The sequence below is a fragment of the Stenotrophomonas sp. YJH_SMC_33 genome, assembly GCF_059372295.1.
The window spans coordinates 23,792-42,299 of sequence record NZ_JCAFVJ010000016.1 but is presented as its reverse complement, the minus strand read 5'-3'; the positions used below and the strand labels follow the sequence as shown (position 1 = coordinate 42,299).

Below are 18,508 nucleotides of genomic sequence, written 5' to 3'. Positions count from 1 at the left end.
AGCCGGCCACGCGAAAGTGGCGGAATTGGTAGACGCCCTGGATTTAGGTTCCAGTGCCGCAAGGCGTGGGGGTTCGAGTCCCCCCTTTCGCACCAGTGCCGGCCTGTCCCCGCCCTGATCGGGCCATCTGCGCCCCTTGACCGGCACGCGCTGGCAGTGCAGGCCGAATTGGGCGAAACTAAAGGGCTGCGGCAAGCAGGCGCGTCCCAGACGTCGCGTCCTTACAACCGTTTCATCCCAATCATCGAGCCGGGGGCGTGGGCCACCGGTGGCAGGAGTCAACATGCAAGCTTCGATCGAATCCACCGGCAACCTGGAACGCCGCCTGAGCTTCTCGCTGCCGGAAGAGCGTCTGCAGAGCCACATCGCCGGCCGCTTGGGCGAAATCGCCCGTACCACCCGCATCAAGGGGTTCCGTCCGGGCAAGGTGCCGGCCAAGGTGATCGAGCAGCGCTTCGGCGCGCAGGTCCGTGGCGAGGCGCTGGACGGCCTGCTGCGCGAAACCTTCGACGCGGCCGTGCGCGAGCACGACCTGCGCGTCGTCGGCAGCCCGCGCATCGACAAGGGCGACGAGGGTGAATTCTCCTTCGTGGCCACCGTGGAAGTGGTGCCGGACTTCGGCGACATCGACGTCAGCAAGCTGACCGTCGTGCGTCACACCGCCGAGATCACCGAAGCCGACATCGACCAGATGATCGAGAACCTGCAGAACCAGCGTCGTACCTGGGCCCCGGTCAGCCGTGGTGCACAGGAAGGCGACCTGGTCGCGGTGGAAACCTGGTCGCAGGCCGGCGAAGAGCGCCTGCCGGCCGAGGGCACCGAGAAGGGCTCGATCGTTCTCGGCCAGGGCATGATGTTCGACACCATCGAAAAGGGCCTGGTCGGCCTGGCCAAGGGCGAAGAGAAGACCCTGGACGTCGAGTTCCCGGCTGATTGGCGCGTGCCGGTGCTGGCCGGCAAGACCGTGCAGGTCACCGTCAAGGTTGCCGAAGTGTCCGAGCCGGTCGTGCCGGCGGTCGACGAAGCCTTCATCAAGAGCTTCGGCGTGAAGGGTGGCGACGTCGCGCAGTTCCGCAGCGACATCCGCGCCAACCTGGAGCGTGAGCTGAAGGGCGCGCTGATGAACCGCCTGCGCCGTGAAGTCGGCGAGCAGCTGATCGCGGCCTACTCGTCGGTCGAAATGCCGCCGCGCCTGGTCGAGAACGAAGCCCGCGCCATGCTGGCCCAGCAGGTCGAGCAGCTGCGCCGCAACGGCCAGAACGTCGGCGAGATCCCGGCCGATGCCCACGAAGGCTTCAAGGACGCTGCCGCCAAGCGCGTGCTGGTCGGCCTGCTGGTCGGTGAAGTGGCCCGCATCAACGACCTGCGCCTGGAAGCCAAGCGCCTGAACGAAACGATGCGTCTGATCGCTTCGACCTACGAAGAGCCGGAGCAGGTCATTGAGATGTACCGCAACGACCCCCAGCTGATGTCTGGCCTGCAGAACCGTGTGATGGAAGAGCAGGTGATCGACTGGATCGCCGAGCGTGCCCAGCACACCGAAGAGAAGCTCTCGTTCCAGGACGCGATCCGCCAGTAAGCCGGCGGATCACCGGATGCCCCGCGCCTTTGCCGGCGCGGGGTTGTTGCCCCCCAAGATAGGTACCTCACGTAATGGACAACCGAACCAAAGCCCTGAACCTGGTTCCGATGGTGGTCGAGCAGACCAGCCGCGGCGAGCGTGCCTACGACATCTATTCGCGCCTGTTGAAGGAGCGTCTGATCTTCCTCGTGGGCCCGATCGACGATCACATGGCCAACGTGGTGGTGGCGCAGTTGCTGTTCCTGGAATCGGAAAACCCGGAAAAGGACATCAACATCTACATCAACTCGCCGGGTGGCGTGGTCACCGCCGGCATGGCGATCTACGACACCATGCAGTACATCAAGCCGAATGTGAGCACCACCTGCATCGGCCAGGCCGCCTCCATGGGCGCCCTGCTGCTGGCCGCGGGCGAAGCCGGCAAGCGCTACGCGCTGCCGAACTCGCGCGTGATGATCCACCAGCCGCTGGGTGGCTACCAGGGGCAGGCCACCGACATCGACATCCATGCGCGAGAGATCCTGACCCTGCGTTCGCGCCTGAACGAGATCCTGGCCAAGCACACCGGCCAGTCGCTGGAGACGATCGCCCGCGACACCGAGCGCGACAACTTCAAGAGCGCCTTCGAGGCGCAGGCCTACGGTCTGGTCGACCAGGTCCTGGAGCGTCGTCCGGATGAGTCGATCCAGGCCGGTTGACCGGCCTTCACGGGGCCATGGAGGCCCCGTTCCTGCAGGGTCGGGCGGGACTGGTGTCCCCTCGGCCCTGTGCTATTCTCGAATCGAACCCCCGTTCAGCGGGTGGGGTAACTGGGTAAGCGAAGCATGAGCGAAGACCGCCAAGGTCGTTCCACGGACACCGGCAAGATCCTCTACTGCTCTTTCTGCGGCAAGAGCCAGCATGAAGTGCGCAAGCTGATTGCGGGTCCGAGCGTATTCATCTGCGATGAGTGCGTGGAGCTGTGCAACGACATCATCCGTGAGGAGCTTGAGGAGAAGGCGCAGTCGGCACGCAGTTCGCTGCCCAAGCCGCGCGAGATCCTCGAGGTCCTCGACCAGTACGTGATCGGCCAGAACCGCGCCAAGCGCACCCTGGCCGTGGCCGTCTACAACCACTACAAGCGCATCGAGAGCCGGCAGAAGAACGACGACGTCGAACTGGCGAAGTCGAACATCCTGCTGGTCGGCCCGACCGGTTCGGGCAAGACGCTGCTGGCCGAAACCCTGGCCCGCCTGCTCAACGTGCCGTTCACCATGGCCGACGCCACCACGCTGACCGAAGCCGGTTACGTGGGCGAGGATGTGGAGAACATCATCCAGAAGCTGCTGCAGAAGTGCGACTACGATGTCGAGAAGGCGCAGCAGGGCATCGTCTACATCGATGAAATCGACAAGATCTCGCGGAAGAGCGAGAACCCGTCGATCACCCGCGATGTATCCGGCGAAGGCGTGCAGCAGGCCCTGCTGAAGCTGATCGAAGGCACCGTGGCCAGCGTCCCGCCGCAGGGCGGCCGCAAGCATCCGCAGCAGGAATTCCTGCAGGTGGACACCAAGAACATCCTGTTCATCTGCGGCGGCGCGTTCGCCGGGCTGGACAAGGTCATCCAGGCCCGTTCCACCGACATCGGCAGCATCGGCTTCGGTGCCAAGGTTAAGAGCAGCGAGCGCAAGCAGGAAGTGGGCAAGGTGCTGGCCGAAGTCGAGCCGGAAGACCTGATCAAGTTCGGCCTGATTCCCGAGTTCGTCGGCCGCCTGCCGGTGGTCGCGACCCTGGAGGAGCTGGACGAGCCGGCCCTGATCAAGATCCTGACCGAGCCGAAGAACGCCATCACCAAGCAGTTCAAGAAGCTGTTCGAGATGGAGAACGTGGAGCTGGAGTTCCGTCCGGACGCACTGTCGGCCATCGCCAGGAAGGCGCTCAAGCGCAAGACCGGCGCCCGCGGCCTGCGCACGATCGTCGAATCGGTCCTGCTGGACACCATGTATGACCTGCCGTCGCAGGAGAACGTCAGCAAGGTGGTCGTGGACGAATCGGTGATCGAGCACAAGTCCGAGCCGTACCTGATCTACCAGACCCCGGCGGCCCCTGAACAGAAGGCCGCAGGCGCCGAGTGATCCTTCCAGGTTGTTGATTGGAAAGGATTTTAAAGGAATGCCTTGCATCTGAAAGCCGATGGCCCCATAACGGGGCCATCGGCTTTTTTTGTCTCCGGAAGATGCCCTCCCGGAGGCGGTTTTCCCCCTTCCCTGGAGCCCCCATGGCCCGTTCCCCAAGTGAAACCCTCGACCTGCCGGTCCTGCCGCTGCGCGACGTAGTGGTGTTCCCGCACATGGTCATCCCGCTGTTCGTCGGCCGTGACAAGTCCATGCACGCGCTCGAACAGGCAATGGAGGCGGACAAGCGCATCCTGCTGCTGGCGCAGAAGTCGGCCGAAACCGACGACCCGCATGCGGCCGACCTCTACCAGGTCGGCACGCTGGCGCAGGTGCTGCAACTGCTGAAGCTGCCCGACGGCACCATCAAGGTGCTGGTCGAAGGCCTGTCGCGCGTGCAGGTCACCCACGTCGACGAGCGCAACGGCTCGCTGCACGGCCAGGCGGTGGAGATCGAGGCCACTGACGAGCGCGAAGCGCGCGAGGTCGAGGCCATCGCCCGCTCGCTGATGTCGCTGTTCGAGCAGTACGTGAAGACCAACCGCAAGCTGCCGCCGGAGCTGCTGCAGACGCTGTCGGGCATCGATGAGCCGGCGCGCCTGGCCGACACCATCGCTGCGCACATCAGCGTGCGCCTGGCCGACAAGCAGCGCCTGCTGGAAACGCTGGCCGTCGGTGACCGCCTGGAGATGCTGGTCGGCCTGGTCGACGGCGAGATCGACGTGCAGCAGATGGAGAAGCGCATCCGCGGCCGCGTGAAGTCGCAGATGGAGAAGAGCCAGCGCGAGTACTACCTCAACGAACAGATGAAGGCCATCCAGAAGGAACTGGGTGACCTGGACGACGCGCCGGGCGAGCTGGAAGAACTGGCCCGCAAGATTGCCGAGGCCGGCATGCCGAAGGCGGTTGAAGCCAAGGCGCGCAATGAACTGAACAAGCTCAAGCAGATGTCGCCGATGTCGGCTGAAGCCGCCGTCGTGCGCAACTACCTGGAGTGGCTGCTGGGCGTGCCGTGGAAGAAGCGCAGCAAGGTGCGCAAGGACCTGAAGGTGGCGCAGGACACCCTCGATGCCGATCACTACGGCCTGGAGAAGGTCAAGGAGCGCATCCTTGAATACCTGGCGGTGCAGTCGCGCGTGAAGCAGATGAAGGGCCCCATCCTGTGCCTGGTCGGGCCGCCGGGCGTGGGCAAGACCTCGCTGGGCCAGTCCATCGCCAAGGCCACCAACCGCAAGTTCGTGCGCATGTCGCTGGGCGGCGTGCGTGACGAGGCCGAGATCCGTGGCCACCGCCGTACCTACGTCGGTTCGATGCCGGGCCGCATCGTGCAGAACCTCAACAAGGTTGGCAGCAAGAACCCGCTGTTCGTGCTGGACGAGATCGACAAGATGTCGATGGACTTCCGTGGCGATCCGTCGTCGGCGCTGCTGGAGGTGCTCGACCCGGAGCAGAACAACGCGTTCAACGACCACTACCTGGAAGTGGACCTGGACCTGTCCGAAGTGATGTTCGTGGCCACCTCGAACTCGCTCAACATTCCCGGCCCGCTGCTGGACCGCATGGAAGTGATCCGCATCCCCGGCTACACCGAGGACGAGAAGCTCAACATCGCCACCCGTTACCTGGTGCCCAAGCAGGTCAAGGCCAACGGCCTGCAGCCGGAAGAACTGGAGATCGGCAGTGACGCCATCCAGGACATCGTGCGCTACTACACGCGCGAATCGGGCGTGCGCAACCTGGAACGCGAGATCGCCAAGATCTGCCGCAAGGTGGTGAAGGAGATCGCGCTGGCCGGCCCGCAGCCGGTGAAGGCGAAGAAGGGCGCGAAGAAGCCCAAGGCGCTGGTCAATGTGTCCAGCAAGAACCTGGACAAGTACCTGGGCGTGCGTCGCTTCGACTTCGGCCGTGCCGAGGAAGAGAACGAGATCGGCCTGGTCACCGGCCTGGCCTGGACCGAGGTCGGTGGCGATCTGCTGCAGATCGAATCGACACTGGTGCCGGGCAAGGGCCAGCTGATCCTGACCGGCCAGCTCGGCAACGTGATGAAGGAATCGGCTTCAGCGGCGCTGTCGGTGGTGCGTTCGCGCGCCGTCGGCTTCGGCATCGACAGCGACTTCCTGCAGAAGCACGACGTGCACCTGCATGTGCCCGATGGCGCTACGCCGAAGGACGGCCCGAGTGCCGGCGCGGCGATGGTCACCTCGCTGGTATCGATGCTGACCAAGGTGCCGGTGCGTGCCGACGTGGCGATGACCGGTGAGATCACCCTGCGTGGCCGTGTCACCGCCATCGGCGGCTTGAAGGAAAAGCTGCTGGCCGCATTGCGGGGCGGCATCCGCACGGTCATCATTCCGGAAGAGAACCGCAAGGACCTTGCAGACATTCCGGCAAACGTTACCCGCGATCTGCAGATCGTGCCGGTGAAGTACATCGAGGAAGTGCTGGACCTGGCGTTGGAGCGCCCGTTGGCACCGAAGAAGGCACGCAAGAGTGCGCAGCGTGTCACGGTGCGCAGCAAGGCCAAACCGAGTGGAAGTGCGCGCGTCAAGCATTGACGCGCACCGTCCAATGGCCCGAAACCCGCGTCGTTGCTGGCTTTCCAGCTTGCGTGGGGGTAGGGCCACTGGTATAAAAGCAGCACTCGCGAATGAGTGATCGCTGTCAGCGATGACTGAATCGGCGAACCGTTTCCACATGGCGGCCGCATGCAGAAGGCGTGCGGTTGCTTCCCTGTCGAATAAGCGGAACCCACCGCCAAAGGAGTTGTAGAGAATGAACAAGACCGAATTGATCGATGCCGTTGCTGAAGCTGCGGACCTGACCAAGGCCGAGTCCAGCCGCGCTGTCGATGCCGTCGTTGCTGCCATCACCAAGGCGCTGAAGGACGGCGATGCGGTCACCCTGGTTGGCTTCGGTACCTTCCAGGTCCGCGACCGTGCTGCCCGCACCGGCCGCAACCCGAAGACCGGCGACACCATCAAGATCGCTGCTTCGAAGAATCCGTCGTTCAAGGCTGGCAAGGCTCTGAAGGATGCTGTAAACTAAGCGGCTCGCTGGGGTGCTTAGCTCAGCGGTAGAGCGTCTCCTTTACACGGAGAGGGTCGGGGGTTCGAAACCCTCAGCACCCACCACAGCACCGCGGTAACGTTTGAGTGTGGAGCGGTAGTTCAGCTGGTTAGAATGCTGGCCTGTCACGCCGGAGGTCGCGGGTTCGAGTCCCGTCCGCTCCGCCATTCAACGAGGCCTCCGGCCAAAAGCTGGAGGCTTTGTTTTCTCCCAGGTCCAGGCCGATGGGAAAACAAAAAAGCAACAATGCGGAGCGGTAGTTCAGCTGGTTAGAATGCTGGCCTGTCACGCCGGAGGTCGCGGGTTCGAGTCCCGTCCGCTCCGCCACTACATCAAGGCCCCCGGCCTAAAGCTGGGGGCCTTGTCTTCTCCCCGGAAAGTTCGGGAAGAAGGCGAATAGGTTCTTGCAAGAACGGAGCGGTAGTTCAGCTGGTTAGAATGCTGGCCTGTCACGCCGGAGGTCGCGGGTTCGAGTCCCGTCCGCTCCGCCATTGCAGAGTCTTAAATCCCTGTGAAAAAACTTTGAAAAAAGTGTTCATCGGGCTGGGTTTCCAGGGAGTCTTCGGATATACTGGGCGCCTGCAAAGTTTCAGCGCGGAGCGGTAGTTCAGCTGGTTAGAATGCTGGCCTGTCACGCCGGAGGTCGCGGGTTCGAGTCCCGTCCGCTCCGCCAACTCTAAAAGCCCTCGGCGCAAGCCGGGGGTTTTTTCTTTAGCCCGTCGCAAAGTGATGCGCAGGCCGCGCCGCCGCTGCTTTTGGTCCCTGCGGCGAAGCGGGTTACACTGCCGGGCTCGCCAATCAGGCCTTGTGATTCCTCACCATGCTGCAGAAACTCCGCGACAAGACCTCAGGCTGGATCGTCACCGTGATCCTGGGGCTGCTGATGATTCCGTTCCTGTTCGTGATCGACAACAGTTACCTCGGTGGCGTTGGCGCTCAGAACGTGGCCAAGGTTTCCGCCCCGCCGACCTGGTGGCGTTCGGCACCGTCGTGGTGGCCGGTGCGCATGCTGTGGCAGCACCATGAGATCAGCGCGCAGGATTTCCGCACCCGTTTCGAGCAGGAGCGCATGCGTGAGCGCCAGCAGCAGGGCGAGAACTTCGACCCGCGCGCTTTCGAGAGCACCGAAAACAAGCTGGCCGTGCTCGACCAGCTGATCGATGAGCAGGTCGTGCGCCTGGTCGGTGAACAAGCCGGCGTTGTCATTGGCGATGGTGCGGTGCGCGAGTACATCGCCACCATCCCGGCCTTCCTCGATTCGAACGGCAAGTTCAACGAAAACAACTATCGCCTGGCCCTGGCCGGTGGCAATCCGCCGCGTACCCCGACCCAGTTCCAGGAACTGGTGCGCGAGAGCCTGCAGCAGTCGGTGATCCCGTCGGGCCTGCAGAATTCGGGCTTTGTCACCCAGGCCGAAACCGAGCGCCTGCTGAAGCTGCTGGGTGAAACCCGCGACGTCGAACTGGCCGCGTTGCCGGAAGTACCGGCTGACACCGCGCCGGTGACTGACGCGCAGATCAAGCAGTGGTACGACAGCCACGGCAAGGATTTCCGCCAGGCCGAGAGCGTCTCGCTGGAATACGTCGAGATCAACGGTGCGAACCTGCCGGCACCGACTCCGGCCGATGAAGCGACCCTGCGCAAGCGCTATGAAGAAGAAAAGGCGAAGTTCACCTCGCCGGAGCAGCGCCAGGCCTCGCACATCCTGATCACCGGTGACGGCGCCGAAGCCAAGGCGAACAAGATCGCTGCCGAAGCCAAGGCGGCCGGTGCCGACTTCGCTGCGCTGGCCAAGGCCAATTCGGAAGATCCGGGCTCCAAGGACCAAGGCGGTGACCTGGGCTGGGTCGAGCGCGGTGCGATGGTCAAGCCGTTCGAAGACGCACTGTTCGCTGCCAAGGCCGGTGACGTGATCGGCCCGGTCAAGACCGACTTCGGCTACCACATCATCAAGGTCGCCGCGGTGCGTGGCGGCGAAGGCAAGTCGTTCGAGGAAGTACGTGACACGCTGGCCGCCGAGCAGCTGAAGGCCGACGGCGAACGCGGCTTCAACGAGCTGGCCGGTCGTCTGGTGGATGCCATCAACAAGAGCCCGAGCGATCTGGCCGCTGCGGCCAAGGAAGTCAACCTGCCGCTGCAGACCCTGGGGCCGATCACCCGCGCAACCGCCAGTGGCATCGCCGCTGACCCGGCCGTGCTGCGTGCCGCCTTCTCTGAAGTGCTGGTGCAGGACGGCACTGCCAGCGACCCGATTGCGCTGGGCGGCGCGACCAATCACAGTGTGGTCATCCGTGTGGCCGCCCATACCCCGGAACAGGCCCTGCCGCTGGACAAGGCCCGCGAGCAGGTGATCGCCGCGATCCGCGCTGACCGCCAGCGCCAGGCCAGCGACAAGGCCGCCGACGCTGTGCTGGCCAAGCTGAAGGCGGGCGCCACCCTGCAGTCGCTGGCCGCAAGCGAGAAGCTGCAGCTGAGCCCGATGCCGGGCCTGCCGCGCAGCCAGCCGGTGCCGACCCCGGAAATCAACCGCGCCATCTTCAGCGCGCCTGTGCCGGCCGAAGGCAAGCCGAGCTACGGCAAGGTCGACGTCAACGGTCACGCGCTGCTGTTTGCAGTGAACAAGGTCAACCCGGGCGACATCAAGGAAGTGACCGCCGAGCAGCAGAAGCAGCTCAAGGAGCAGCTGAGCCAGATCGATGGCATGGCCGCAGCCAAGGCCTACGTGGATGCGATGCGCAAGAAGTTCATGATCCAGACCACCGAAGCGAACCTGTAAGCCTCGCGGCGAGCAGATCGAAGAAGGCCCGGCATTGCCGGGCCTTTTTTGTCTTCGCGTCGTTGGTGTCGCGGTTGCGCTTTGGTAGTGGTCGAGCTTGCTCGACCGCCTTTTGTTGAGTCGAGCCGTGCTCGACTGCATCTGCTGCGCGCAGGCATGAAAAAGCCGAGCATGGGCTCGGCTCTACAGGAGGGCCTGGCTGGCGCGTCAGTCCTCGACGCGCAGCACCGCGCCCGGCTTCAGCACGCTGCTGCCACTCAGGCCGTTCAGTGACAGCAGCGCCTTCACCGGCATGCCATAGCGACGGGCGATGGTCCATGCCGACTCGCCATCGCGCACGGTGTGGCGGCGGCTGCGCGGGCGATCGGCAATCGTGGCGACGGTCTTGGCCGCCTGCGGCGTCGGTGTGGTCGTGGCAGCCGGTGCGGTGCTGGCCACCAGCGTGGTCGCGGTTTCCGTCAACGTCGCATTGGCGGCCGAGACCGGGGCCAGCACCCGGGTGGTTCCCGAGGCACGGTTGCCGGCGGCCAGGGCCGGGTTGAGGCGGGCGATCCTGGCAGGGTCCAGGGCGCGTTGTGCGGCCCACTGCTGGATGCTGGTGCCGGCCGGCAGGGTGTGGTCCTTCAGCACCGGCACGGTGCGGTCCAGCGAGGCCATCACGCCGGGCTGGTCTTCCACGTCCTCCAGCACGCAGGCCAGGGCATGCAGCTTCTCGACATAGGCATGGGTGACCGGTGACAGGCCGGGCAGCGCCGATGGCTTGGCGTTCTGCGCGTTCATGCCGGCCTTGCGCATGGACTGCAGGACCCGGTACTCGCCGGCGTTGTAGGCCATGGTGGCCAGGCGCCAGTCGCCGCCGAACATGCCGTGCAGGGTCTTCAGGTAACGTACCGCGGCCTGGGTGGAATCGACCGCCGACAGGCGGCCGTCGTAGCCGTTGGACATGGGCACCCGATGGTTGCGCGCGGTGGTGGCGATGAACTGCCACAGGCCCGTCGGACCGCTGCCATTGCGTGCATTGGGCCGATAGCCACTTTCCACGAACGGAATCAGTGCGAATTCGGTGGGCAGGTTGGCCTTGCGCAGCTCTTCGACCACGTAGCCGAACAGCACCAGCGCATCGTCATCCTGGTTGGCCAGGCGTGAGGGAGCATGGGCGAACTGCTTCTGCCAGCGCGGGCTGGTGGCCTCGGCATCGCAGCTGGGCTCGGCCAGGCCGTCGCGGAAGCTTGTGAAGATCTCCTGGCCGTTGCGTACCGAAGCGGCCGGCAGCGCCGATGGATCCAGCGGCAGCGCAGCGGCAGCGGTCAGGTTCTGGCTGATGCCTGCGCCCAGCGACTGTGCGCCTGCGGTTCCTGCCAGCCCCAGCGCAAGGCCCAGGGCCAGCGGCAGACTTCGGCGCATCATGCGCGGAAGCCGTCTTTCCAGTGCCGGAGACCGGCCATCACGTCGACGTCGTCCACGACGTCACGGCCCAGGTGCGCCGCCACCGACGCACGGATCGGCGCCGCGTGCACACGCAGGAAGGGATTGCAGTCGAATTCGCTGGCCAGGGTTACCGGCAGGGTGGAACGGTCATCGCGGCGCATGGCCAAAGCCTCCTCTTGGCGCTGCCACAGGGCAGCGTTGGCGGGGTCGACATGCCGCGCGAAGACGGCATTTGACACGGTGTACTCATGAGCGCAACAAAGCAGCAGTTGCGCGGGCAGGGCACCCAGCTTGCGCATCGACGCCAGCAGCTGGGACGGCGTACCTTCGAACAGGCGTCCACAGCCCAGGCTGAACAACGAATCTCCGCTGAAAAGATGTTCAGCAGTGTGAAACGCGATGTGGCTGCGGGTATGCCCGGGCACGGATAGTACGTGGAACGTCCGGCCCAGTGCCTGAACGCGTTCACCTTCACCGACGCGGTGGGTCGCAGTGGGAATGCGCTCCTCGACCGGCGCGATCACCCGGACGCCGGGAAAACGCGCCTGCAGCGCGGGCACGCCACCGATGTGGTCATCGTGATGATGGGTGAGCAGGATCGTGTCCACGCGCAGGCCCTGATCGGCCACCGCAAGCACCGGCGCGGCATCGCCGGGATCGATGACCACGGCGGCGCCATCGTCGTCGATCAACGTCCAGATGTAGTTGTCCGCAAATGCGGGCAGGGCAGTCAGTCGCATAGAATTGGACCATGCCCGCGCTGCAGAGCACCCGTCAAGCGAGCCAGACCCCGTGGTTCGACAGTGAACCGGCGGAATCCCTGCGCGTGCTGGAGCGGCAATTACTGCTGCCGCAGCTGTCAGTGCTGCCGGCACAACCCTGGTTGTGGATCGCGCCAAGCGCGTGCTGGCTTGATGATGCGCAGCTCGGCGGGCGTGGCCTGCGCCTGTTCCGGCAGGGGCAGGGCTATGCCGGCGATACCCGCTGCGCACTGCCGCTGCCGCTGGCCAACGAGAGTGTCAACGCGATCGTGCTGCAGCATGTGACCACCGGCGATGCCGACCAGCTGCTGGATGAGTGCGAGCGCGTGCTGATGCCGGGCGGCCACCTGTGGCTGAGCAGCCTCAACCCGTTCAGCCCCTACCGTACACATTGGCGCCAGCACGGACTGGTGGTGCGCACGCCGCAGCGGATTCGCCTGCTGCTCGGCCGCCACGGGCTGGAGTGCGACGATATGCGTTACATCGGCCCCCTCTGGCGCGGTGCCGGCAGCCGTCGCCCGGGCGGGTGGGCGCCACTGCGCGCGGCCTGCCTGTTCCATGCTGAAAAGCGCACGCTGGCCCTGCCCGGGCCGACACCGCTGCCGGTGCGCTGGCACGGCACCGTAGCCACCTGATTCTGGAGTTGTATTGAAAACCATCGAAATCCACACCGACGGTTCCTGCCTTGGCAATCCCGGCCCCGGCGGCTGGGCTGCACTGCTGCGCTACAAGGGCCATGAGCGTGAACTGAGCGGCGGCGAAGCGCACACCACCAACAACCGGATGGAGCTGATGGCCGCCATTTCCGGGTTGGAGACGCTGACCGAGCCGTGCAACATCGTGCTCTACACCGATTCGCAGTACGTGCGGCAGGGGCTGACCCAGTGGATGCCGGGCTGGATCCGCAAGAACTGGAAGACCGCCGGCGGTGAGCCGGTGAAGAACCGCGAGCTGTGGGAGCGCCTGCATGCGGCCACGCTGCGGCACCAGATCGACTGGCGCTGGGTGAAGGGCCACTCCGGCGATCCGGACAATGAGCGGGTGGATACCCTGGCCCGCAACGCGGCCATCCAGATCCGCGACGCCAGCCCGGTAAACTGAGCCCATGCGTCAGATCATCCTCGATACCGAAACCACCGGCCTGGAGTGGAAGAAGGGCAACCGCATCGTCGAAATCGGCTGCGTGGAGCTGTTCAAGCGCCGCCCGACCGGCAACAACTACCACCAGTACATCAAGCCGGACTGCGAGTTCGAACAGGGCGCGCAGGAAGTCACCGGCCTGACCCTGGAGTTTCTGGCTGACAAGCCGGACTTCGCGCAGATCGCCGATGAATTCCTTGCCTTCATCGATGGCGCCGAGCTGATCATCCACAACGCGGCGTTCGACCTGGGCTTCCTCGACAACGAACTGTCGTTGCTGGGCCCGCAGTACGGGAAGATCACCGATCGCTGCACGGTGATCGATACCCTGGTGATGGCGCGCGAGCGCTTCCCGGGCCAGCGCAATTCGCTGGATGCGCTGTGCAAGCGGCTGGGCGTGGACAATTCGCACCGTGCGCTGCATGGCGGCCTGCTCGATGCGCAGATCCTGGGTGACGTCTACATCGCGCTGACCTCGGGGCAGGAAGAGATCGGATTCGGCCTGGGGGATGACGATGGCGGTGGCGCCGGTGCGGCGCTGCAGGCCTTCGATACCAGCAAGCTGCTGCCGCGCCCGCGCGTAGTGGCCACGCCGTCGGAGCTGGAAGCGCATGCCGCGCGGCTGGAGCGGTTGCGCAAGAAGGCCGGCCACGCGCTGTGGGATGGCCCGAAGGTGGAAGAACCCGTCAGCGCGTAATACATCGAGGTAGTGCCGGCCGCTGGCCGGCATCTACGTGATACGGGGTTTCCCGGTGAGCCGGCCAGCGGCCGGCATTACCGCATCCACGCGTGGCGTGGATCTACCGGTCAATGGCAGCGCACCAGGATCACGCTGATGTTGTCGCGGCCACCGCCGTCGAGTGCGGCTGCGACCAGCGTGTCCACGCATTCCTGCGCGCTGGCATCTTCGTAGGCGAGGGTGCGGGCGATACTGCGGTCGTCCACCTCCTCGGTCAGGCCGTCACTGCACAGCAGCAGCTGCATTCCCGGGCGCAGTTCACCGCTGGTGGTGGCCACGTTCAGGTGTGCCGGATCGGTCACGCCCAGCGCCTGGGTAACCACGTTGCGATGCGGATGCGCACGCGCCTGTTCGGCGGTCAGGTTTCCCTGCGCGACCAGTTCCTGCACCACGCTGTGGTCCTGGCTGAGCTGTGCCAGCTGTCCATCGCGCCACAGGTAGGCGCGGCTGTCGCCGACCCAGGCCACTTCATAGCGGTTGCCCTGCACGCGCGCGGCGACCACGGTGGTGCCCATCGGCAGGCTGTCATTGCGACGGCGTGAGGTGCGGATGATCTCTTCGTCGGCGGTGCGGATGGCCTGGGCCAATGGCGCGCCACGGCGTATCTCGCGCACGATGGTTTCGCGTGCCAGCGCGCTGGCCACTTCACCGCAGGCGTGCCCGCCCATGCCATCGGCCACCAGCCACAGGGCCAGCTCGCTGTCACCGTAGTAGGTGTCCTCGTTGAGCTCGCGGCGCATGCCGGGGTGGGTGAGGTGTCCGAATTCGATCATGGGGGCTGGGGCAGGGTGTTGCTGGGGAGACAGGCATCATCGGGTGGCCGCACGCATCCGGCAAGGCATGCGCCCAGGAAATTTTCACTTCATGGGCCGGAATGACTTGTCGTCGGCCTCACTTCCTCGTATGATGCGCGTCCCCGGTCCGCCGGGGACCACCCGGAGAGGTGGCAGAGTGGTTGAATGTACCTGACTCGAAATCAGGCAGGCGTTTATAGCGCCTCGGGGGTTCGAATCCCCCCCTCTCCGCCAGATAAAGAAAAAGGGCTGCCTTTCGGCAGCCCTTTTTCTTTATCTGGCGCGGGACGCGACGCGCTCTGCGCGTCGCCCCAAACGTTGCTGCGCAACGTATGGGCCCCTCCCTTTGCCTGCCTCTCCCCGCCCCTGTCGGGGCAGCCCCTCAACAGAGGGGCTTGGTCCTCCAGATGCATCACGGGAGATCCGCGCGGTGCGTGGATGCGCGGCGGGCATCCCGCCGTAGTGACCCTGTACTGAACTGGCGCGGGACGCGACGCGCTCTGCGCGTCGCCCCACACGTTGCTGCGCAACGCGTGGCCCCCTCCCTTTGCCGGCCTCTCCCCGCCCCTGTCGGGGCAGCCCCTCAGCAGAGGGGCTTGTTCCTCCAGATGGATCACGGGAGATCCGCGCGGTGCGTGGATGCGCGGCGGGCATCCCGCCGTAGTGACCCTGTACTGATCTGGCGTGGGACGCGACGCGCTCTGCGCGTCGCCCCACACGTTGCTGCGCAACGCGTGGCCCCCTCCCTTTGCCGGCCTCTCCCCGCCCCTATCGGGGCAGCCCCTCAACAGAGGGGCTTGGTCCTCCAGATGCATCACGGGAGATCCGCGCGGTGCGTGGATGCTGTTCCTGCTGGCAGGCTCATCCACGCATGGCGTGGATCTACCCGGGATATCCGTGCGGACGCTGCGGGTTAACATGTACGCATCACCTGCTGGAGCTTTTCCCCATGACCGCTGAAATCCTCGTCCCCGTTTCCTTCGGCGAGCTGCTGGACAAGATCTCGATCCTGCAGATCAAGTCCGAGCGCATCAGCGACGAGGGCAAGCTGGCCAATGTGCGCAAGGAGCTGTCGGCGCTGGAGCAGACCTGGATGGCACACCCGGCCGCGGTGAAGGACATCGCCAAGCTGCGTGCCGAGCTGAAGGCGGTCAACGAGCAGCTGTGGGACATCGAGGACGACATCCGCCTGAAGGAGAAGGTGCAGGCGTTCGACCAGGGCTTCATCGACCTGGCGCGCAGTGTCTACCTGCGCAACGACGAGCGCGCGCGCATCAAGAAGGCGATCAACCTTGCGCTGGGCTCGGCGTACGTGGAAGAGAAGTCCTACCAGGATTACGCGCAGCGCACGTAAACCCGGGCAGGCTGCCGATCACCCCAGGTGGTCGGCGACGTAGCGTTCGAACGCAGCGATACCGTCTTCCACGGTGATCAGTTCCATCACATCGTCGAATTCAATCTTGGTGCCCCACTTCAGGTCCGTCGCCTGCTTGGCCAAGTACTTGCGCGCGGCATCATCGTAGCGGTCCACGCAGTAGCGGCGGTCCGAGTACGGGCCACTGCGGTCCGGATTGCTGGCTGCATGCAGGCCCAGCACTTTGGCGCCCATCGCGTTGGCGATGTGCATCGGGCCCGAGTCCGGGGTCATCACCAGATTGGCGCGGGCCAGCAGGGCAGGCAGCTGCTTCAACGTGTCCTTGCCGACCAGGTCCAGTGCCGGCGTCTGCAGCTGCGCCTGGATCGCATCGGCCATGTGGCGCTCCAGTTCGCTGCGGCCACCGCACAGCACCACCCGCCAACCGCGCTGTGCGGCGTGGTTGGCCACCGCTGCATAGCGGTCCGCATACCAGTTGCGCCGCACGTGGCTGGAGCAGGGCGAGATCATCAGCACCGGGCGGCCATCGTCCTGCCACTGCGCGGCGGCCCACTCGAAGGCGGAGGGCGGCACGGCCAGATCCCAGCTGACTTCGGTCTGGCGCAGGCCCAGCGGTTCGCAGAAGCTGCCGATGGCATCCAGTACATGGATGCCGGGGCGGTCAGGAATGCGCTCGTTGATGAAGAGCCCGTGCAGGTCCTTGGAGCGGCTGCGGTCGTAGCCGATGCGGCGTTCGGCCGGAATGAAGGCTGACAGCAGGTTGGCGCGGAATGCGACCTGCATCTGCAGAAGCGCCTCGAAGCGCCCCGGTGGCAGTTGCCTGCGCAGTTCCTTGACCCCAGCCATGCCGCTCTTCTTGTCGTAGGCATGGAAGGTGACACCGGGCAGGCCGTCAAGCAGCTTGTGGCCAACCTTGTCGATGATCCAGTGGATCGGCGTGTCCGGGCGCGCAGCCTGCAGGGTGCGCACCAGGGGCACCACGTGGGTGACGTCGCCGAGTGCGGACAGGCGCAGGAGGCACAAGGAGGAGGACGCTGATGCCATGTGTTGTTAGACTCAATGAAATGGTCGCATTCGACGCCAATGAAGCGCTGACGCCATGCCGCGAGGGTCGCGGCATCGGGGCCATTCTGTTCGACCGCGAGCGGCTGCGGCAAGCCGACATCGGCCTGTTCTCGCCCCAGCACTGGGGCAGCAGGGCCCGGCCGGTGGGCGAGGGCGGCCGCGGCAGCGCCTGGTTCGTCGATGCGCCGTTCGGGGCCAGCGTGCTGCGGCACTACCTGCGGGGCGGCCTGGCCGCGAAGCTCAGCCACGACCAGTACCTGTGGCGCGGTTCGGACCGGACCCGCAGCTTCGCCGAATTCCGGCTGATGCGCGCGCTGCGCGAGAAGAAGCTGCCGGTGCCACGGCCGATCGCCGCGTTCTACATGCGCGAGGGCCTGCGCTACCGGGCCGCGATCCTGATGGAGCGGATCGAGGGCGTGCGCTCGCTGGCCGACCGCGCCCTGGTCGCCGGCCGGGGCGCGCCCTGGGAGGAGACGGGGCGGCTGATCGCCCGCTTCCATCGTGCCGGCCTGGACCATGCCGACCTCAATGCGCACAACATCCTGTTCGATGGCAACGGCCATGGCTGGCTGATCGACTTCGACCGTGGCGTGATCCGCATCCCGGCCACTGCCTGGCGCGAACGCAACCTCAAGCGCCTGCTGCGCTCGCTGATCAAGTTGCGCGGCGAGCGCAGCGTGGAAGATGTGCAGAAGGACTACGCGCGGCTGCGCCGTGCCTATGACATGGCCTGGAACCGGGGCACCTGATGGATTGGTCGTTGCGTTTCCTCGGCGTCGGCAATGCGTCGGCGGTCGAGCTGGGGTCGCCGATGTCGGTGATCGAGCGGGATGGGCGTCCGTGGCTGACCATTGATTGTGGTGGTGAAGGGCTGACCGCGTTCAAGGCGCACTACGGCCACATGCCGCAGGCGTTGTTCGTGACCCATGTGCACCTTGACCACGTGGCCGGCTTCGAACGGCTGTTCGTGGACACCTTCTTCAATGCGCAGCGGCGCGGCAAGGTGCGCCTGTATGTGCCGGCCACGGTGGTGCCGCTGCTGCACCAGCGCATCGGTGACTATCCGAACGTGCTGGCCGAGGGCGGTGCGAACTTCTGGGATGCCTTCCAGCTGGTCGTGGTGGGCGATGCGTTCTGGCACGAGGGAGTGCGCCTGGAGGTGTTCCCAGTGCGCCACCACTGGCCGGAGACGGCCTATGGCCTGCGCCTGCAGGGCGCGCTGACCTGGAGCGGCGATACCCGGCCGATTCCGGAGATGCTGGCCCGCTTCGCCAATGACAACGAGCTGATCGCCCACGACTGCGGCCTGCACGGCAATCCGTCGCACACCGGCGTGGACGATCTGGAGCGTGAGTACAGCGCCGAGCTGCGGGCGCGGATGATGCTCTACCACTATGCCAGCGTGGCCGATGGCCAGGCGCTGGCGGCGCGGGGGCACCGTGTTGCGCAGCCGGGGCAGTGCGTGCCCCTGGCCAGCCCGACCGCGCCGCACGTACTGGCGCAGGATCCGCCGTGAGCGGAACCGGCCAGCCCGCCGATACGGCGCTGGCCGCTGGACTGGAGGCGCTGGAGCGCGCGCTGCAGTAGCGCGGGGCCATGCCCGGCAAAGGGCGCCAACCAAGGTTGGCA

At 65.5% G+C, this 18,508-nt stretch carries 16 protein-coding genes and 7 tRNA genes; 19 read left to right on the top strand and 4 right to left on the bottom strand.

Annotated elements, in window-relative coordinates:
• Nucleotides 1-10 precede the first annotated feature (10 nt).
• The 12 genes from AC5P9W_RS18240 (at nucleotide 11) to AC5P9W_RS18185 (ending at nucleotide 9,577) form a co-directional block, all read left to right on the top strand.
• Nucleotides 11-95: transfer RNA gene (locus AC5P9W_RS18240), tRNA-Leu, on the top strand.
• Between the two features lie 188 nt (nucleotides 96-283).
• A complete protein-coding gene (gene tig / locus AC5P9W_RS18235) occupies nucleotides 284-1,579 on the top strand; it encodes a trigger factor (protein WP_019659529.1) in 1,296 nt (431 codons plus the stop codon).
• 74 nt (nucleotides 1,580-1,653) lie between these two features.
• A complete protein-coding gene (gene clpP, locus AC5P9W_RS18230; RefSeq protein WP_019659528.1) occupies nucleotides 1,654-2,280 on the top strand; it encodes an ATP-dependent Clp endopeptidase proteolytic subunit ClpP in 627 nt (208 codons plus the stop codon).
• A 126-nt stretch (nucleotides 2,281-2,406) separates the two neighbouring features.
• Nucleotides 2,407-3,696 (top strand): ATP-dependent Clp protease ATP-binding subunit ClpX, encoded by a 1,290-nt coding sequence (gene clpX, locus AC5P9W_RS18225; RefSeq protein WP_049466059.1) that lies wholly within the window; start codon nucleotides 2,407-2,409, stop codon nucleotides 3,694-3,696.
• 143 nt (nucleotides 3,697-3,839) lie between these two features.
• Nucleotides 3,840-6,290 (top strand): endopeptidase La, encoded by a 2,451-nt coding sequence (lon, locus tag AC5P9W_RS18220; protein ID WP_021202276.1) that lies wholly within the window; start codon nucleotides 3,840-3,842, stop codon nucleotides 6,288-6,290.
• A 217-nt stretch (nucleotides 6,291-6,507) separates the two neighbouring features.
• Nucleotides 6,508-6,780 (top strand): HU family DNA-binding protein, encoded by a 273-nt coding sequence (locus AC5P9W_RS18215; RefSeq protein ID WP_005408270.1) that lies wholly within the window; start codon nucleotides 6,508-6,510, stop codon nucleotides 6,778-6,780.
• Nucleotides 6,781-6,791: 11 nt separating this feature from the next.
• Nucleotides 6,792-6,866, top strand: a tRNA-Val gene (locus tag AC5P9W_RS18210).
• Nucleotides 6,867-6,891: 25 nt separating this feature from the next.
• Nucleotides 6,892-6,968, top strand: a tRNA-Asp gene (locus AC5P9W_RS18205).
• Between the two features lie 83 nt (nucleotides 6,969-7,051).
• Nucleotides 7,052-7,128 (top strand) — tRNA-Asp (locus tag AC5P9W_RS18200).
• 87 nt (nucleotides 7,129-7,215) lie between these two features.
• Nucleotides 7,216-7,292: transfer RNA gene (locus AC5P9W_RS18195), tRNA-Asp, on the top strand.
• A gap of 105 nt (nucleotides 7,293-7,397) precedes the next feature.
• Nucleotides 7,398-7,474: transfer RNA gene (locus AC5P9W_RS18190), tRNA-Asp, on the top strand.
• Between the two features lie 147 nt (nucleotides 7,475-7,621).
• On the top strand, nucleotides 7,622-9,577 hold the full coding sequence (locus AC5P9W_RS18185) for a peptidyl-prolyl cis-trans isomerase (RefSeq protein WP_021204523.1): 1,956 nt from the start codon (nucleotides 7,622-7,624) through the stop codon (nucleotides 9,575-9,577).
• Nucleotides 9,578-9,784: 207 nt separating this feature from the next.
• Here the strand turns inward: AC5P9W_RS18185 and AC5P9W_RS18180 are convergent, their stop codons facing one another.
• Nucleotides 9,785-10,984, bottom strand: coding sequence for a lytic transglycosylase domain-containing protein (locus AC5P9W_RS18180; protein ID WP_021204522.1), 1,200 nt, complete (start codon nucleotides 10,982-10,984; stop codon nucleotides 9,785-9,787).
• Nucleotides 10,981-11,745: a hydroxyacylglutathione hydrolase gene (gene gloB / locus AC5P9W_RS18175; RefSeq protein ID WP_021204521.1), complete on the bottom strand. Its 765-nt coding sequence runs from the start codon at nucleotides 11,743-11,745 to the stop codon at nucleotides 10,981-10,983. Before gloB ends, AC5P9W_RS18180 begins: the two co-directional genes overlap by 4 nt.
• Nucleotides 11,746-11,756: 11 nt before the next feature.
• Between gloB and AC5P9W_RS18170 the strand changes: the two genes are divergently transcribed.
• From AC5P9W_RS18170 to dnaQ, 3 genes are read left to right on the top strand one after another with little or no spacing between them, the layout of a single operon-like run.
• Nucleotides 11,757-12,401, top strand: coding sequence for a class I SAM-dependent methyltransferase (locus tag AC5P9W_RS18170; RefSeq protein ID WP_019659522.1), 645 nt, complete (start codon nucleotides 11,757-11,759; stop codon nucleotides 12,399-12,401).
• Between the two features lie 13 nt (nucleotides 12,402-12,414).
• Nucleotides 12,415-12,867 carry a ribonuclease HI gene (rnhA, locus tag AC5P9W_RS18165; RefSeq protein ID WP_019659521.1) on the top strand — a complete coding sequence of 151 codons (453 nt, stop codon included), beginning with the start codon at nucleotides 12,415-12,417 and terminating at the stop codon, nucleotides 12,865-12,867.
• Nucleotides 12,868-12,871: 4 nt separating this feature from the next.
• Nucleotides 12,872-13,603: a DNA polymerase III subunit epsilon gene (gene dnaQ / locus AC5P9W_RS18160; protein ID WP_019659520.1), complete on the top strand. Its 732-nt coding sequence runs from the start codon at nucleotides 12,872-12,874 to the stop codon at nucleotides 13,601-13,603.
• Nucleotides 13,604-13,713: 110 nt separating this feature from the next.
• Here dnaQ and AC5P9W_RS18155 read toward each other — a convergent pair whose 3' ends face one another.
• Nucleotides 13,714-14,418, bottom strand: coding sequence for a PP2C family protein-serine/threonine phosphatase (locus AC5P9W_RS18155; RefSeq protein WP_019659519.1), 705 nt, complete (start codon nucleotides 14,416-14,418; stop codon nucleotides 13,714-13,716).
• Between the two features lie 164 nt (nucleotides 14,419-14,582).
• On the opposite strand from AC5P9W_RS18155, the gene AC5P9W_RS18150 reads away from it, so the two are divergent.
• Together AC5P9W_RS18150 and AC5P9W_RS18145 are read left to right on the top strand one after the other, a co-directional pair.
• Nucleotides 14,583-14,673, top strand: a tRNA-Ser gene (locus AC5P9W_RS18150).
• A 715-nt stretch (nucleotides 14,674-15,388) separates the two neighbouring features.
• A complete protein-coding gene (locus AC5P9W_RS18145) occupies nucleotides 15,389-15,793 on the top strand; it encodes a DUF6165 family protein (RefSeq protein WP_019659518.1) in 405 nt (134 codons plus the stop codon).
• Nucleotides 15,794-15,811: 18 nt separating this feature from the next.
• Here AC5P9W_RS18145 and AC5P9W_RS18140 read toward each other — a convergent pair whose 3' ends face one another.
• Nucleotides 15,812-16,858, bottom strand: a complete 1,047-nt coding sequence (locus tag AC5P9W_RS18140; RefSeq protein ID WP_111097840.1) for a glycosyltransferase family 9 protein — start codon at nucleotides 16,856-16,858, stop codon at nucleotides 15,812-15,814.
• Nucleotides 16,859-16,878: 20 nt separating this feature from the next.
• Between AC5P9W_RS18140 and AC5P9W_RS18135 the strand changes: the two genes are divergently transcribed.
• On the top strand, nucleotides 16,879-17,628 hold the full coding sequence (locus AC5P9W_RS18135; RefSeq protein ID WP_021204519.1) for a 3-deoxy-D-manno-octulosonic acid kinase: 750 nt from the start codon (nucleotides 16,879-16,881) through the stop codon (nucleotides 17,626-17,628).
• Nucleotides 17,628-18,395 carry an MBL fold metallo-hydrolase gene (locus tag AC5P9W_RS18130; RefSeq protein ID WP_495219388.1) on the top strand — a complete coding sequence of 256 codons (768 nt, stop codon included), beginning with the start codon at nucleotides 17,628-17,630 and terminating at the stop codon, nucleotides 18,393-18,395. Before AC5P9W_RS18135 ends, AC5P9W_RS18130 begins: the two co-directional genes overlap by 1 nt.
• Nucleotides 18,396-18,508: the final 113 nt, after the last annotated feature.